Raw genomic sequence first — 15,026 nt, forward strand, 5'->3', positions numbered from 1 at the left:
CCGTTTAGCGCGCGGCGCCTCTACCGGGGGCCGGATCGTGGCGGACGAATGCACCCACGAACGCACCAAGGCACGGCCGGACGAGCCGGCGCCTCGGCCGGTCGCACGAGCCTGCACCGTCAGCCGGCCGCACCGGCCATGCGCTGGGCGATCTCGTCGGCGAGGCACTCGGGGCACCGGCAGCGCGTGCCGGCCGCCGGCGGCGCGCCGCCGGGCACGACCGGCATCGACGCACACCAGCAGTCGAACGGCTGGGTACCGGCGCCGCAGTCGAAGCCGCGCCCGCAGTGCGGGCAGCGCGCGCGGCGCGGGGTCGAACGAGTGTCGACGGCGGAATCGGTCATGGCGAAGGCGCGGTAACGGGCATGAACGTCACCCTACGCGACAAGCATAGCGCGGCGAACGGATTTTGCACGTCGGCCGATCGGCCGATGCGTCCCGCAAAACACGTCCGGGCACACGCGCCGCCCGCCCGGCCCGCGGCGCCGTCGCGAGGCCCCGCGCCACGGCCGGCGGGCCGCCGCGTATGGGCCGCGGCCCGCGGCACCCTCCGTCCGGCCAGCCCAAAAACCCGATGCTGCGCTGCGCCACTCCTGTACAATTCGCCCTGTTTCAACCGTTCCCAGCCAGAGCTGCCGCCATGTCCGAGCCCATCGACCTCTCGCAGATCGCCCCCACGCTGAAAGCAGAAATCCTCGCGGAAGCGCTGCCGTACATCCGTCGCTATCACGGCAAGACCGTGGTCATCAAATACGGCGGCAATGCGATGACGGAAGAGCGGCTCAAGCAAGGCTTCGCACGCGACGTGATCCTGCTGAAACTGGTCGGCATCAATCCGGTGATCGTCCACGGCGGCGGTCCGCAGATCGATCAGGCACTGAAGAAGATCGGCAAGGCCGGCACCTTCATCCAGGGCATGCGCGTCACCGACGAAGAGACGATGGAAGTCGTCGAATGGGTGCTGGGCGGCGAAGTGCAGCAGGACATCGTGACGCTGATCAACCACTTCGGCGGCCATGCGGTGGGCCTGACGGGCAAGGACGGCGGCCTGATCCACGCGCGCAAGCTGCTGATGCCGGACCGCGACAACCCGGGCCAGTACATCGACATCGGCCAGGTCGGCGAAGTCGAGGCGATCAATCCGGCCGTCGTGAAGGCGCTGCAGGACGACGCGTTCATCCCGGTGATCTCGCCGATCGGCTTCGGTGAGGACGGCCTGTCGTACAACATCAATGCCGACCTCGTCGCCGGCAAGCTCGCGACCGTGCTGAACGCCGAGAAGCTGCTGATGATGACCAACATCCCCGGCGTGATGGACAAGGACGGCAACCTGCTGACCGACCTGTCGGCACGCGAGATCGACGCGCTGTTCGAGGACGGCACGATCTCGGGCGGCATGCTGCCGAAGATCTCGTCGGCGCTCGACGCCGCGAAGAGCGGCGTGAAGTCGGTGCACATCGTCGACGGCCGGATCGAGCACTCGGTCCTGCTGGAAATCCTGACCGAGCAGCCGTTCGGCACGATGATCCGCTCGCATTGAGCGCACGCCGCCTGCCCAAGCGTTCCGACCTGCCGGCGTCGCTGCGACGCCGGCGCATCTCTCGCAGCCGGCCGCGTGCCGGCGCGCCCGTCTGGCTGTTCGATCTCGACAACACGCTGCACCACGCATCGCACGCGATCTTTCCGGAGATCAACCGCGCGATGACGCAGTACATCATCGACACGCTCCACGTCGGGCGTGTCGAGGCCGACCGGCTGCGCACCGGCTACACGCAGCGCTACGGCGCCGCGCTCCTCGGCCTCACGCGCCATCATCCGATCGATCCGCACGACTTCCTGCGGGTCGTCCACACGTTTGCCGACCTGCCCGCGATGCTGCGGGCCGAGCGCGGCCTCGCGCGCATCATCGCCGCGCTGCCGGGCCGCAAGTTCGTGCTGACCAACGCGCCGGAGAACTACGCGCGTGCGGTACTGCGCGAGTTGCGCATCGAGCGGCTGTTCGAACGCGTGATCGCGATCGAGCACATGCGCGACCGGCGCACCTGGCGCGCGAAGCCCGACCACACGATGCTGCGCCGGGCTTTGCGTGCCGCGCATGCGCGGCTGGCCGACGCGATCCTCGTCGAAGATACCCGCAGCCATCTGAAACGCTACAAGCGGCTCGGCATCGGTACCGTATGGATCACCGGCCACCTGCCGGGCCATCTGCCGAGCATCGGCCGTCCACATTATGTCGACCAGCGCATTCGTTCGTTAAAATCGCTCCGACTGGGCACACGATCGGGGCGACAGAAATGCAGCCGACTTACCCGCAGGACCAAGCCGTAAAGGAAGACCAGGCCACGCCGTCCCGCCCGCGCCCGAAGCCGGGCGAGCGGCGCGTGATGATCCTGCAGACGCTCGCCGCGATGCTCGAGGCGCCGAAGCCCGAGAAAATCACCACCGCCGCGCTCGCGGCCAGGCTCGATGTGTCGGAAGCCGCGCTCTACCGGCATTTCGCCAGCAAGGCGAAGATGTACGAAGGGCTGATCGAGTTCATCGAGCAGGCGCTGTTCGGACTCGTCAACCAGATCGTCGCGAAGGAGCCGAACGGCGTGCTGCAGGCACGCACGATCGCGCTGACGATGCTCAATTTCACCGCGAAGAACCCGGGGATGACGCGCGTGCTGACCGGCGAGGCACTCGTCGGAGAGGACGAGCGCCTCACCGAACGCGTGAATCAGTTGCTCGACCGGATCGAGGCGACCGTCAAGCAATGCCTGAGGGTCGCGCGCACGGAGGCCAACGCACCCCAGGACGGCGCCGCACCATTCGCGTTGCCGGCCGACTACGATCCCGCCGCGCGCGCGAGCCTGCTCGTCAGCTACGTGATCGGCCGGTGGCACCGCTTCGCGAAGGGCGGGTTCCAGAAGCCGCCCGCCGAGCAGGCCGATGCGCATTTGCGGCTGATCCTGCAATAAAGCGCGAGGCGACGACGGAAGCGCCTCGGGGCGCTTTCATCCAGCGGAAGCGCGTGATGACATCACCGACGTGCTAGCGCCCATTCCATGGTCGTCGGGACGCCCGGCGCAACCTTGCCTGCCCCCCCAGCCGGCTATATTGACAGCCTGACTCGGGACCCGGTGTCGTATCCGACGCACGGCCCATATTAATTCGCCATCCTGAATATACCGTCGCCTGAATGAACCGCCGCCAGGCCTGAATACCATCGCGATGGTCGAGTCGACTCGGGAAATTGGCGATGCGGTCGCCACCGAGCGACGCTATTACGTCTCCAGCTTGCCGCCAGACGCTGCACGTATCGCACGTGCCGTGCGTTCGCACTGGGCCCCCTGACAATTCTTAAAAGAAATTTAGTACTTGACGCGAATTATAAAGGCTCGAGTTAGAACTCGTCCCATTCTTTCGGTTGCCTTACTTTGAAAAAATAGCGCCTGTTTCCTGCCACTGCTGCCGCCCCGTGGCAGCGACGCGCGACAGCGCGATGGAAACGTCCGTGCGTCGTCTTTCGACGCGAGGCCCTTACTAACAGGTACTTAAATGTCCAAAAAAGCACTTCCCATTCTGATGGCGACGGCAGGTCTCCTCGCCGCGGCCTCGTCGGCTCAGGCAGCCGACGGCACGATCACGATCACCGGCGAAATCACTGCCCAGACCTGCAACATCTCGGGTGACGGCGGCGGCAAGGATTTCACGGTCACGCTGCCCAATGTGTCGACGTCGGCACTCTCCGTGGCGGGTTCGACCGCCGGCCGCAAGCCGTTCCGCATCAACCTGTCGAACTGCTCGCCGAATTCCGGCAACGCATCGGTGTACTTCGAGCCGGGCACGACGGTCAACGCGCAGACGGGCCAGTTGTTCAACGCGACGGGTGACGCGAAGAACGTCGAGGTCGGTCTGCTGAACAAGGACGGTACGAACATCAAGCTCGGCGCAGCGCAAGCGCAGCAGAACTCGCAGACCGTGGCGATCGCAGGCGGCTCGGCAGAGCTCAACTACTACGCGCAATACGTTGCAACCGGCGGTGCTGCCACGGCAGGCAAGGTCGGTACGTCGGTCATGTACTCGGTCTCGTACCAATAACCCGGTTTTCTGACCGGCGGCCCGGGCGCGCAAAGCAGGAGCGGCGCGCGGGCCGACCGACAGCGAGTCTGATCATCTACAGGGAGAAATCGGCGATGACGATGCCAATGAACTGGCGCTCGAGCGTGGGCGCCGCAGCGCTGGTCGCCTCGCTTTCCGGCATGGGTACTGCGGACGCAAGCGTCGTGATCGGCGGAACGCGCGTGGTCTATCCGGAAAAGGAACGCGAGGTAACGGTCAAGCTGACCAACGAGGGCGACAGGCCGTCGCTGGTGCAGGCATGGATCGACGACGGTCATGCAAACGCGCTGCCCGACGAGTCGAAGGTACCGTTCATGCTGACGCCGCCGCTGTTCCGCCTCGATCCGAAGAAAGGCCAGAGCCTGCGCCTGATCTATACGCAGGAACCGCTCGCACAGGACAAGGAAACGCTGTACTGGCTCAACGTGCTCGACGTCCCGCCTCAAGCAGCCGACGATTCAAACTCGCCGAACCTGCTGCAGCTCGCGTTCCGTACGCGCATCAAGCTGTTCTTCCGGCCAGCCGCGCTACAGGGTGTCGCCGACGAATCCGCGGAAAAAGTCACCTGGAACTTCGCACCGAAGGCCGGCGGCGGTTATGCGCTGCAAGCGAAAAACCCGACGCCCTATCACGTGACGTTCACCAAGCTGACCGTCAAGTCAGGCGACGCCACATGGACCAACGACAAGGGTGGCATGGTCAAGCCGGGGGCCACCGAACAATTCGACGTTGGCAACGTGCAGTCGGCGCCCGGCGCGCCCATCGAGGTCGATTACACATTCCTCAACGACTACGGGGCGGGCATCGAAGGCCGCTACGCACCGAACAAATCGCACTGACGCCGCGACCGTTCCCGACTTAACCCGTCGCTGATCGACGGTGCGGCAATCGTACCGGCGCTGGCAGACCGTCGCTCGCAATATGACGATGCGGCATCAATACATTGAATTCATGCGAGCGAATCATTTTATTTTCATCCCGGAGGCCCCCGCGCGTTTCGCGCTTAAACCGGGCTATCTGTTCGTCATGGCAGCGCTGGGCAGTTGGGCTGCCGGCGCGTGCGCCGACGAAACGCCGGCTGCATCGGCGGAAGGCTTCCAGGTCGCGCAGGTTCAGTTCAACGATACGCTGATGATGAAGCCGCGCGGCCAGCGGCTCGACCTCGATCGCTTCGCGAAAGGCAATCCTGTCCCGGCCGGCGATTATCTCGTCGACCTCTACGTGAACGAAACCTGGACCGGCCGCTCGACGGTGCGCTTCAACGCAGCGGCAGGCGCGGTCAACGCGACGCCGTGCTTCGATCGCGCGCTCGTGAGCCGGCTCGGCCTCAACGACGAGGCGCTGACCGACTCGGCGCGCACCGAGCTGGTCCGTGTACAGGCCGGCGAGTGCACGGACATCGACAAACTGGTGGCCGACGCGACGGTCGTATTCGACATGTCGGATCTGCGTCTGAACGTGAGCATTCCGCAGGCGTCGCTGCTGCGCAATCCGCGGGGTTACGTGAGCCCGGAGCTGTGGGACAGTGGCGTGCCGAGTGCAACGCTCAAGTACAACGCCAACGTGTTCCGCAACACGTCGTCGGGATACGAAAGCACGCAGGGCTACCTCGGGCTGAATGCCGGCGTCAACATCGGGACCTGGCATTTGCGGCACAACGGCACTTATAGCGCGCAAACGCGCGGGGACAGCCGTTATCAAAGTCTCAACACGTACGTTCAGCACGACCTGCCGGCGTGGCGCAGCCAGTTGAAGATCGGCGAAACCTACACCGACGGCACGCTGTTCGACAGCGTGGGCATGCGCGGCGCCACCCTCGAGACGGACGACCGGATGCTGCCCGATTCGATGCGCGGCTATGCGCCAATGATTCGCGGCGTCGCGACGAGCAACGCGCACGTCTCCGTATCGCAGAACGGCGCCGTGCTGTACGAAACCAACGTGGCGCCGGGGCCGTTCGAGATCGACGACCTGTACGCGACCGGCTACGGCGGCAACCTGCTCGTCACGGTCACCGAAGCCGACGGCAGAAAACACAGCTTCACGGTGCCGTATGCGGCGGTGGTGCAATCGCTGCGCCCCGGCATCTCGCGGTTCGGCATCGCGCTCGGGCAGTTGCGCGAGCCGCAACTCAACCGTCATCCGAATTTCGCTCAGGCGACCTATCAGCGCGGCATCAGCAACCTGATGACGGGTTATGTCGGCGCAATCGTCGCTGAGAACTATCTGGCCGGACTGGTCGGCGCCGCGTTCAACACACCGCTCGGCGCGCTCGCCGTCGACGTCACGCACGCCAGCGCTCGCATCCCGGGCGTGTCGGCAACGAGCGGGCAAAGTGTGCGCGTGAGCTACAGCAAGTCTGTCGACGCGACGGGCACGAACATCGCGGTCGCCGCGTACCGCTACTCGTCGCGCGGTTACTGGGGCATGCGCGACGCGATGTATGCGCGCGAGATGTCAGCCGCCGGCATGGATCCGAACAACGTTTACCGGCAGCGGAACCAGGTCCAGCTGACGCTGAACCAGTCGCTCGGCGAAAAACGCGGCAGTCTGTTCGCGGTGGGCTCGTCGGTCAACTACTGGAACCGCCAGGGGACGACGACGCAGTTCCAGCTCGGCTACAACAACAGCCTGCGGCTCCTCGGCGTCAACCTGAGCTACAACCTGTCGGTCTCGCGGCAGCGGGACGGCTATTCGGGCCGCTTGAACAACCAGGTGTACGCGAACCTGACGGTTCCGCTCGGCCGACGGTCATACGCGCCGACGCTGAGCACGAGCATCGCGCACGACAGCCAGGGCGGCACGACCGAGCAGATGGCGCTGACCGGTACCGTTGGCAAGTCCGCCGCGCTCTCGTATGGCGTGAACGTCAATTCCAGCAGCGGTGCGACTTCCGGCGGCGGCAATGTGCAATATCGGAGCCCCTGGGCAACGTTCTCCGGCAGCGCGAGCGGTGGCAGTGGCTACTCGAGCGTATCCGCCGGCGTATCGGGCGCGCTCGTCGGTCACGCGGGCGGCGTCACGCTCGCCAACGAGCTCGGCGATACGGTCGCGATCGTCGAAGCGAAGGATGCCGTCGGAGCAAGCATCACCAACGGCACGGACGTCCGGATCGATCGTCGCGGCTTCGCGGTGATCCCGTATCTGACGCCGTATCAGATGAACACGATCGAACTCGATCCGAAAGGCATTCCAATCGACGTCGAAATGCAGTCGACCAGCCAGCAGGTCGCTCCGCGAGCGAATTCGGTCGTCAAGGTCAAGTTCGGGACGACAACCGGCCGCGCCGTGCTGCTCACGATTCGCCAGCCGGACGGCACGCCCGTACCGTTCGGCAGCACCGTGGCCGATGCCGACGGCAACGCGATCGGCTGGTCCGGACAGGGCGGCACGCTGTTCACCCGTGACTTGAAGGACTCAGGCGTGTTGACGGCGAAGTGGGGTAACCGCACTGCCGACGCTTGTACGTTCTCCTACAGTTTGCCGATCGAGCGAAGCAAGCATGCCGCATACGAGCGCATCGAATCGAAATGCGACTATTCATTGAATAAGAGCCGCCCATAGGCCGCTCGACGCACGACATCGCCCTTCGGATATTCAATACACCGGTCAGACAACATGAAATTCGCCTCTCGAAGATTCACGTTTTACTTTTTTGGATTATTAATCACCTGGCTATCGCCATTATTACTGGGCGGAGGAATTGCTCACGCACAGAGATGTGAATATGTTCCCAATACCGGATCGAGCTATCAGCGCTTTTATGCGTTTGCCAAAGCGGACATCATCGTCCCTCCCCGGGCTCCCAATGGAACCGTACTCGCCTCCGAGATATTCGAGTATGGATACAAATGCCAAGCCAACCCCAGTGGATGGAGATTAGAGTTTTCAACGAATTATTATCCGACGGATATTCCGGGCGTATTCAAACCGAGAACAAGCACAGCCACTATATGGGGAACCATTGGCTTCAGGGTCACCAATGCGGACACCGGCCAGGTAATGTCGGTAAGGGGTCAGGCGTGGAGCCCTCCGATGACCGATACCTACCCCATTCAAGGCGCATTGAGAATCAAGATAGAAGTAATCAAGGTAAGCGATGCTATTTACAATTTCCCCAATGCACCTACCGGTGTAGCCGAGCACAACTTTTACATATACATGTTCAATAACAGACCTAACGGAGAACAGGCCCTGATATGGTCATTTTCCTGGGTCCAATACGGGAAATATGTGCCGATGGTCCAGAGTTGCAATGTTTTGACGCCATCGGTCCCCGTCCCCTTGCAACCGATCAGCGCGAGCAAATTGAGCGCGATCGGCACAACTGCCGGCGATAAAGACTTCAATATCGCGCTGTCTTGCAAGGCCGGCTCGAATGTATACGTGACGCTAACCGACTTAACCGACACCGGAAACCTGACCAACCAATTGACACTCACCCAAGATTCATCTGCGAAAGGCGTGAAGCTGCGAATTCTGCGGAACGGCAATCCCGTCAACTACGGACCGGATTCGGCTGCAACAACCACTCCGAATCAGTGGTATGTGGGCCCGTCGGCCACGACCACCAGTATTCCGCTCAGCGCGCAATACATCGCAACCGGCCAGGTTTCCCCCGGGACGGTCAAAGGCGTCGCGACGTTCACGATGAGCTATCAGTAGGAACGGCGCGTTAGCCAGCACAGCAATTCGGTAGTACCGGTCGCCGGATCACACGGAGCGACCGGTACGCACTGACGGCCATCTTCCGATCGATGGCTGAATGGCCTTTCACTTTTCAGTCCTATCAGACTGTTTTGGAAGGTCGATTTTCGGACGAAGTCGAATGTTGCCCGGACGACCTGTCATGACAGCCGGGCGACCTGACGCTGAAGTCCTTTTTTCTCAACCAGTACCAGAGGAATTGATATGAAGTTCGCACTCTCCAGCATCGCAGCACTCACCGTCGTTGCCGCAGCAACCCTGCCGGCCGTGTCGCACGCCACCGATGGCACGATCACCATCAACGGCAACATCGGTACGCAGACCTGCACGATCGACGGCAACGGCACGGGCGGCAAGGACTTCACGGTCGCGCTGCCGAAGGTGTCGACGACGGCGCTCGCCACCGGCGGCGCGACGGCCGGCCGCACGCCGTTCAAGATCGGGTTGAAAAACTGCTCGCCGGCAAGCGGGAACGTCTACACGCACTTCGAACCGGGCACCACGGTCAACGCAACGACCGGCCAGTTGCTCAATGCAACCGGCACCGCGAAGAACGTCGAAGTCGGCCTGCTCAACGGCGATTCGACCAACATCGGCGTCGGCAAGGCCGATGAAAACTCGAAGTCGGTCGCACTGTCGAACGGCGCGGCGGACCTGCCGTACTACGCCCAATATGTCGCAACGGGCGGCCCCGCAGGCCAGGGTACGGTGAATACGTCCGTCATGTACTCGATCATGTATCAGTAAAAGACGGCGAACCGGCGCGCGCTCCGCGCGCGTCGGTTCGTTGCCCGGGCGCACGGCGGGACGCGTGCCCCGGCTTTCCCGACGGGCGCCGTACCCGCGCCGCCCCACACCCAACACCTATCCATGTCGGACCGACCGGGCGCCCGCTCGATCGTCATCGCCCGCCAGTCGGCTTGAAACAGACCCGCTCGACCGCGCGCCTCCGCCCACTGCGCCATTCGGTCTCGTCGCACATTCCGCGAGCAGTCCCGACCGGGCAAATCACGCGCGTCCAATGATCTCCACGTTTCGCACGTACGCCATGCCGGTGGCCAGACACCGCAACAAATTCGAACTCGTCCAATTTCAAAATCGCTCGAACAGGCTCATCTTCGTGTACTCAGAATAAATCAAGGTGATCAAGTGAACCGCGGTCATTTTCCCTTTTCCCAGACGCGCATCGGCCGGCGAGTCTTGCGTTCCGCGCTGCTCGCCGGTGCGGCCATTCCGTGGACGTCAATGGCACAAGTCAGCGGCGGCCCGCAACTCGCGGACGGCATCACGCTCGAAGTCGCCCCCGGAGACTACTCGACGAACCTCTCCGGCAAGGCCGTGCTTTCCGCGGTCAACGGCGGCGTGCTGACGACCGTCGGCAAAACCCGCATCTTCTCGACCGGCAACGTGTCGGCGGGCGCTGCCGCGTGGGGCACCGGCTCGCGCGTCGTCCTGCGCGACACGGAAATCCGCACGCGCGGCGACTCGAGCGCGGGCATCGATCTTCGTCACGGCGGCAGCGCCTCCGCTGAAAACATCTCCATCGATACCGACGGCGACTACGCGCACGGCGTATCCATCGACGGCGCCAACGGCCATCTGTCGCTCTCCGGCAGCGTGATCGTGACGCGCGGCAAGGAAGCGTCCGGCATCGCGACGGTTCTGGTCCCGGGCGGCACCATCGACGTGGCCGACACGCTGATCCGGACCAGCGGCCTGTTCGGCACCGGCCTGTCCATCAGCTACGGCGGCGTCCGGGCCACGTTGAAGCGCACCGACATCCGCACCGACGGCGACTATGCATCGGTCCTGTACATGCCGAGCGCGTCCACGGTTGCATTCAGCGACTCGCATCTCGAAACCAGCGGATACGCGGCGCTCGGCGTGGACACCCGCGAGGGCAGCGTCGAACTCGCCCGCACGCGCGTCGTCACGCATGGCGTCAGTTCACACGGGCTATATGCATCGAAGGAGTACACCGACACACCCGTCGTCGATGCAACCGATACCTACGTGACCACCACCGGCAAGGGCGCGATCGGCGTGGTCGCGCGGCTTGGCGGCAAGGCCGCGATGACGCGCGGCGGCATCCTGACGAGCGGCGAGCGCGCGCGCGGGGTGCTGTCGGCCGGCGCGCAATCCGTTGCCGCCCTCACCGATACGACCGTCGAAACCCACGGCGCCGAAGCCGCCGCACTTTATGCGAGCGCCGGCGGCGCCGTCGACCTGCTGCGCAGCGACGCACGCACGACCGGCGCCGGCGCCTATGCCGCAGCCGTCTATGGCGGAACGCTGACGGTCGATGACAGCTCGCTCGTCAGCGAACGCCACGGTGCGATCGACGCGTCCGATGCGACGATCAGCCTGCGAAACGGCGCACGCGCCATCGGCGGCAACGGCAAGCTGCTGTCCGTTCATGCCGAGTCGGGCGCCCCCGTGAGTCTGACGCTCGATTCCCGGTCCTATGCCCAGGGCGACATCGTCAACCACCCCACCGACGACGGCAGTCCGACCGACGCCGTGACGGACGTCAAGCTCGCGAACGGGTCCGCGTGGACCGGCGCGACCGACGCGGTCCGCGCGCTGTCGCTGGACACGAACAGTCTCTGGACCGTCACCGCCGATTCGACGGTCGGTTCCGTCGCGCTGAACGATTCGACGATCGCATTCGACGCGCCCGCAGCCGGCGTGCCGCCGACGCCGCGCACGCTCGTCGTGACCGGCGACTATGCGGCGCGCAACGGCAAGCTCGTCCTCCATACGACGCTGCGGGACGACGCATCGCCCACCGATCGCCTCGTGATCGACGGCGGCCATGCATCGGGCAACACGGGCGTCGTCGTGAAGCGCGCCGGCGGCGACGGCGCGCAAACCACGGTCGGCATCCCGATCGTCGAAACCCGCAACGGCGGCACGACGGACGCGTCGGCGTTCGCGCTCGACGCGGCGTCGGACGGCTACCGGCAAGGCTTCGGCACGCTGTCGGCCGGCGGCTACGACTACATGCTCGCGCGGGGCGGCAAGGGCGGCAAGGCTGACGACTGGTACCTCGTCTCCGCCGCGAAGCCCGAGCCACCGCAGCCGCCCCAGCCGCCCGCGCCCGTCGATCCCGAGCCGCCCGTGCACCCCGAAACCACACCCCCGCCCCCGACGCGCGCCGTCGCGCCGGAGCCCGACGCCTACATGGAGAACGCCGATGCCGCCGCGATGATGGCCATCCATTCGCTGCATCAGCGCGAGGATCGCTCGCTTCGCTCCGGCGGCACCGCAGCGGGCCCGCTCGACGGCGCCGTGTGGCTGCGTACCGAAGGCCAGTTCACGTCGATGTCGGGCGGGGGCCGCAGCGTGTCGGGCAACGGCCGGCTGGTGCATGCGGGCGCCGACCTGCTCCGCTTCGACGACGGCCGCGGCGGCAGCATCCGGGCCGGCGTGATGGGGATGTACGGCAGCCAGACGAACTGGTCGACCCGCCCGCTGTGGAATGCGGCCGAGCAGCGCACCGCCGATGCCACCGCGCGCGGCAGCGTCGAAGGCTACAACGCCGGGCTGTACGGCACGTGGTACGGCAATCGCGACATCCTGTCCGGCCCGTACGTCGATGCGTGGTTCATGTACGGCGCATATGCGAACCGCATCGGCGGCAGTCTCGCCGGGGATTCGTACCGGTCGCGCACCGTCACCGGGTCGCTCGAAGCCGGCCATTCGTTCCACGTCTACGAGCGCGGCGACACGCGCTTCTTCGTCGAACCCGAGGTACAGCTCGTCGTCTCCGACTACCGCGCGGCGGCTCACCGTGCCGCGGGCGGCTACGTCGACGGGCAGGGTTCCACCGACGTGCTGACCCGCGTCGGCGTACGCGTGCATGGCGTCACCGCGATCGCGCCCGGGCGCGAACTGCGACCGTTCGTCGAAGCGAACTGGTGGCACGGCCCCGGCTCGCGCTCGCTGACGCTCGACGGCAACGCGTTCTCGTTCAGCGTGCCGCGCGACCGCGCCGCGTTCAGGATCGGCGCGACCGGGCAGGTCTCGAAACGCTTCACGGTGTCGGCCAGCCTCGGCGTGGAAGCGAATATGTCCGACTACGCGGTGGTCAAGGGCGAGTTCACGGCGAAGTACCGCTGGTAGCAGGGAACGGGGTGCGGCGCCGTGGCGGGCAGGCAGGCGCGCCGCACCCCGTGCGCGTTGCGCGTCGAAACGCGCGTTCCGCGATTTCCGCTATACTTTGCCGACTGCCGCCACCTGGCGGCAGGTCGGAAGCGCGCCGATTTGCTGACTCGATTGCGGGCGCGCGAACCGGCCGGGCCTTGATGCGTCTTGGTCCCGGCAGGTTCACTACAAATGCGGCTAAAGAGGTCGTCAGCCGCGCATCTCCGACTCCGCGCATCGCCGACACCGTTTAGCCGCCCAGTCATAAGGCGGAACGAATGGAATCGATCGGCATCGTCGCTCCACAGACCATGCACTTCGCCGAACCACTGCGCTTGCAAAGCGGCAGCGTGATCGGCAACTATCAGCTCGTCGTCGAAACGTACGGCGAGCTCAACGCCGCGCGTTCGAACGCGGTGCTCGTCTGCCACGCACTCAATGCGTCGCATCACGTCGCCGGCGTCTACGCGGACGATCCGCGCAGCACCGGCTGGTGGGACAACATGGTCGGCCCCGGCAAGCCGCTCGACACCAACCGCTTCTTCGTGATCGGCGTGAACAACCTCGGCTCGTGCTTCGGCTCGACCGGCCCGATGAGCATCGACCCGTCGAGCGGCAAGCCGTACGGCGCGCGCTTTCCGGTCGTCACCGTCGAGGACTGGGTGCACGCGCAGGCGCGCGTCGCGGATGCCTTCGGCATCGAGCGCTTCGCCGCGGTGATGGGCGGCAGCCTCGGCGGGATGCAGGCGCTCGCGTGGAGCCTGATGTATCCGGAGCGCGTCGCACACTGCATCGACATCGCGTCGACGCCGAAGCTGTCCGCGCAGAACATCGCGTTCAACGAAGTCGCGCGCTCGGCGATCCTGTCCGATCCCGACTTCCACGGCGGCGACTACTACGCGCACGGCGTGAAGCCGAAGCGCGGCCTGCGCGTCGCGCGGATGATCGGCCACATCACGTACCTGTCCGACGACGACATGGCCGAGAAATTCGGCCGTGCGCTGCGCCGCGCGGACGGCGCGCTCGACGCGTACAACTTCAGCTTCGACGTCGAGTTCGAGGTCGAGTCGTATTTGCGCTACCAGGGCGACAAGTTTGCCGACTACTTCGACGCGAACACCTACCTGCTGATCACGCGCGCGCTCGACTACTTCGATCCGGCCAAGGCGTTCGACGGAAACCTGACGGCCGCGCTCGCGCACACGCAGGCGAAATACCTGATCGCGAGCTTCTCGACCGACTGGCGCTTCGCGCCGGCCCGCTCGCGCGAGATCGTGAAGGCGCTGCTCGACAACAAGCGCACGGTCAGCTACGCGGAGATCGACGCGCCGCACGGCCACGACGCGTTCCTGCTCGACGACGCGCGCTATCACAACCTGCTGCGCGCGTATTACGAACGAATCGCCAACGAGGTAGGCGCATGAACCAGCAAGCCCTGAACTCCCTGTCCGCGCGCGCAGACTTCCGCACGATCGCGCGCTGGGTCGAACCGCGCTCGACGGTGCTCGACCTCGGCTGCGGCGACGGCTCGCTGCTCGCGCTGCTGATGGAAGAACTGGACGTGACCGGCTACGGGATCGAGCTGAACGACGCGGGCGTGCTCGCGAGCGCGAAGAACGGCATCAATGTGATCCAGCAGAACCTGGAAGACGGCCTGCGCCTGTTCGAGGACCACAGCTTCGACATCGCGATCCTGTCGCAGACGCTGCAGACGATTCACCAGACGGCCGCGATCCTGCGCGAAACCGCGCGGGTCGGGCGCGAATGCATCGTGTCGTTCCCGAATTTCGGCTACTGGCCGCATCGGCTGTCGGTACTGAACGGCCGGATGCCGGTGTCGAAGGCGCTGCCTTACCAATGGCACAACACGCCGAACGTCCGGGTGCTGACGATCGAGGATTTCGAGGCGCTCGCGCCGGAAGTCGGCGTCACGATTCTCGACCGCGTCGTGCTGCACGAAGGCCAGCCGATTCGTTGGGGAGCGAACTGGCGTGGTAGTCTTGCTGTCTATCGCGTCAAGCGCAGCTGAGCCCGGGGGCCGTTGACGGATGATCCGGCCCGCACGCGCG

12 protein-coding genes and 1 pseudogene are annotated in these 15,026 nt (G+C 65.1%); 12 read left to right on the forward strand and 1 reads right to left on the reverse strand.

Features of this window, described 5'->3' with window-relative positions; all coding sequences use genetic code 11:
* Nucleotides 1-119 precede the first annotated feature (119 nt).
* Nucleotides 120-344, reverse strand: coding sequence for a cysteine-rich CWC family protein (locus ACP26O_RS15855; RefSeq protein WP_175665911.1), 225 nt, complete (start codon nucleotides 342-344; stop codon nucleotides 120-122).
* Between the two features lie 296 nt (nucleotides 345-640).
* Between ACP26O_RS15855 and argB the strand changes: the two genes are divergently transcribed.
* The 12 genes and pseudogenes from argB (at nucleotide 641) to metW (ending at nucleotide 14,986) form a co-directional block, all read left to right on the forward strand.
* Nucleotides 641-1,540 (forward strand): acetylglutamate kinase, encoded by a 900-nt coding sequence (gene argB / locus ACP26O_RS15860; protein ID WP_006754950.1) that lies wholly within the window; start codon nucleotides 641-643, stop codon nucleotides 1,538-1,540.
* Nucleotides 1,537-2,328: a pyrimidine 5'-nucleotidase gene (locus ACP26O_RS15865; RefSeq protein WP_175665910.1), complete on the forward strand. Its 792-nt coding sequence runs from the start codon at nucleotides 1,537-1,539 to the stop codon at nucleotides 2,326-2,328. Before argB ends, ACP26O_RS15865 begins: the two co-directional genes overlap by 4 nt.
* Complete coding sequence (gene slmA, locus ACP26O_RS15870; protein WP_175665909.1) at nucleotides 2,295-2,960, forward strand: nucleoid occlusion factor SlmA; 666 nt, start codon at nucleotides 2,295-2,297, stop codon at nucleotides 2,958-2,960. Before ACP26O_RS15865 ends, slmA begins: the two co-directional genes overlap by 34 nt.
* Nucleotides 2,961-3,195: 235 nt before the next feature.
* A pseudogene (locus ACP26O_RS15875) lies at nucleotides 3,196-3,327 on the forward strand (ISAs1 family transposase); the annotation flags it as partial.
* Between the two features lie 213 nt (nucleotides 3,328-3,540).
* On the forward strand, nucleotides 3,541-4,083 hold the full coding sequence (locus ACP26O_RS15880) for a fimbrial protein (protein WP_175665908.1): 543 nt from the start codon (nucleotides 3,541-3,543) through the stop codon (nucleotides 4,081-4,083).
* Between the two features lie 95 nt (nucleotides 4,084-4,178).
* Nucleotides 4,179-4,943 (forward strand): fimbrial biogenesis chaperone, encoded by a 765-nt coding sequence (locus ACP26O_RS15885; RefSeq protein WP_175665907.1) that lies wholly within the window; start codon nucleotides 4,179-4,181, stop codon nucleotides 4,941-4,943.
* Between the two features lie 187 nt (nucleotides 4,944-5,130).
* Nucleotides 5,131-7,668, forward strand: a complete 2,538-nt coding sequence (locus ACP26O_RS15890) for a fimbria/pilus outer membrane usher protein (RefSeq protein WP_244099051.1) — start codon at nucleotides 5,131-5,133, stop codon at nucleotides 7,666-7,668.
* Nucleotides 7,669-8,139: 471 nt separating this feature from the next.
* Nucleotides 8,140-8,769 (forward strand): fimbrial protein, encoded by a 630-nt coding sequence (locus ACP26O_RS15895; protein ID WP_175665905.1) that lies wholly within the window; start codon nucleotides 8,140-8,142, stop codon nucleotides 8,767-8,769.
* A gap of 246 nt (nucleotides 8,770-9,015) precedes the next feature.
* Nucleotides 9,016-9,558 carry a fimbrial protein gene (locus ACP26O_RS15900; protein WP_175665904.1) on the forward strand — a complete coding sequence of 181 codons (543 nt, stop codon included), beginning with the start codon at nucleotides 9,016-9,018 and terminating at the stop codon, nucleotides 9,556-9,558.
* Between the two features lie 402 nt (nucleotides 9,559-9,960).
* Nucleotides 9,961-12,936 (forward strand): autotransporter outer membrane beta-barrel domain-containing protein, encoded by a 2,976-nt coding sequence (locus ACP26O_RS15905; RefSeq protein WP_175665903.1) that lies wholly within the window; start codon nucleotides 9,961-9,963, stop codon nucleotides 12,934-12,936.
* A gap of 299 nt (nucleotides 12,937-13,235) precedes the next feature.
* Nucleotides 13,236-14,381, forward strand: coding sequence for a homoserine O-succinyltransferase MetX (gene metX / locus ACP26O_RS15910; RefSeq protein ID WP_011658214.1), 1,146 nt, complete (start codon nucleotides 13,236-13,238; stop codon nucleotides 14,379-14,381).
* A complete protein-coding gene (metW, locus tag ACP26O_RS15915) occupies nucleotides 14,378-14,986 on the forward strand; it encodes a methionine biosynthesis protein MetW (protein ID WP_011658215.1) in 609 nt (202 codons plus the stop codon). Before metX ends, metW begins: the two co-directional genes overlap by 4 nt.
* Nucleotides 14,987-15,026: the final 40 nt, after the last annotated feature.

Origin of the sequence: Burkholderia sp. R-40 (assembly GCF_049942845.1) — a bacterium.
In the GTDB taxonomy this organism is placed as follows: Bacteria; Pseudomonadota; Gammaproteobacteria; order Burkholderiales; family Burkholderiaceae; genus Burkholderia; species Burkholderia ambifaria.

Coding starts and splice junctions, on each gene's coding strand:
- ACP26O_RS15895 (WP_175665905.1), top strand. CDS start 8,140: ATGACCGATACCTACCCCATTCAAGGCGCATTGAGAATCAAGATAGAA.
- ACP26O_RS15885 (WP_175665907.1), top strand. CDS start 4,179: ATGACGATGCCAATGAACTGGCGCTCGAGCGTGGGCGCCGCAGCGCTG.
- ACP26O_RS15890 (WP_244099051.1), top strand. CDS start 5,131: ATGGCAGCGCTGGGCAGTTGGGCTGCCGGCGCGTGCGCCGACGAAACG.
- ACP26O_RS15855 (WP_175665911.1), bottom strand. CDS start 344: ATGACCGATTCCGCCGTCGACACTCGTTCGACCCCGCGCCGCGCGCGC.
- metX (WP_011658214.1), top strand. CDS start 13,236: ATGGAATCGATCGGCATCGTCGCTCCACAGACCATGCACTTCGCCGAA.
- ACP26O_RS15900 (WP_175665904.1), top strand. CDS start 9,016: ATGAAGTTCGCACTCTCCAGCATCGCAGCACTCACCGTCGTTGCCGCA.
- metW (WP_011658215.1), top strand. CDS start 14,378: ATGAACCAGCAAGCCCTGAACTCCCTGTCCGCGCGCGCAGACTTCCGC.
- ACP26O_RS15880 (WP_175665908.1), top strand. CDS start 3,541: ATGTCCAAAAAAGCACTTCCCATTCTGATGGCGACGGCAGGTCTCCTC.
- slmA (WP_175665909.1), top strand. CDS start 2,295: ATGCAGCCGACTTACCCGCAGGACCAAGCCGTAAAGGAAGACCAGGCC.
- argB (WP_006754950.1), top strand. CDS start 641: ATGTCCGAGCCCATCGACCTCTCGCAGATCGCCCCCACGCTGAAAGCA.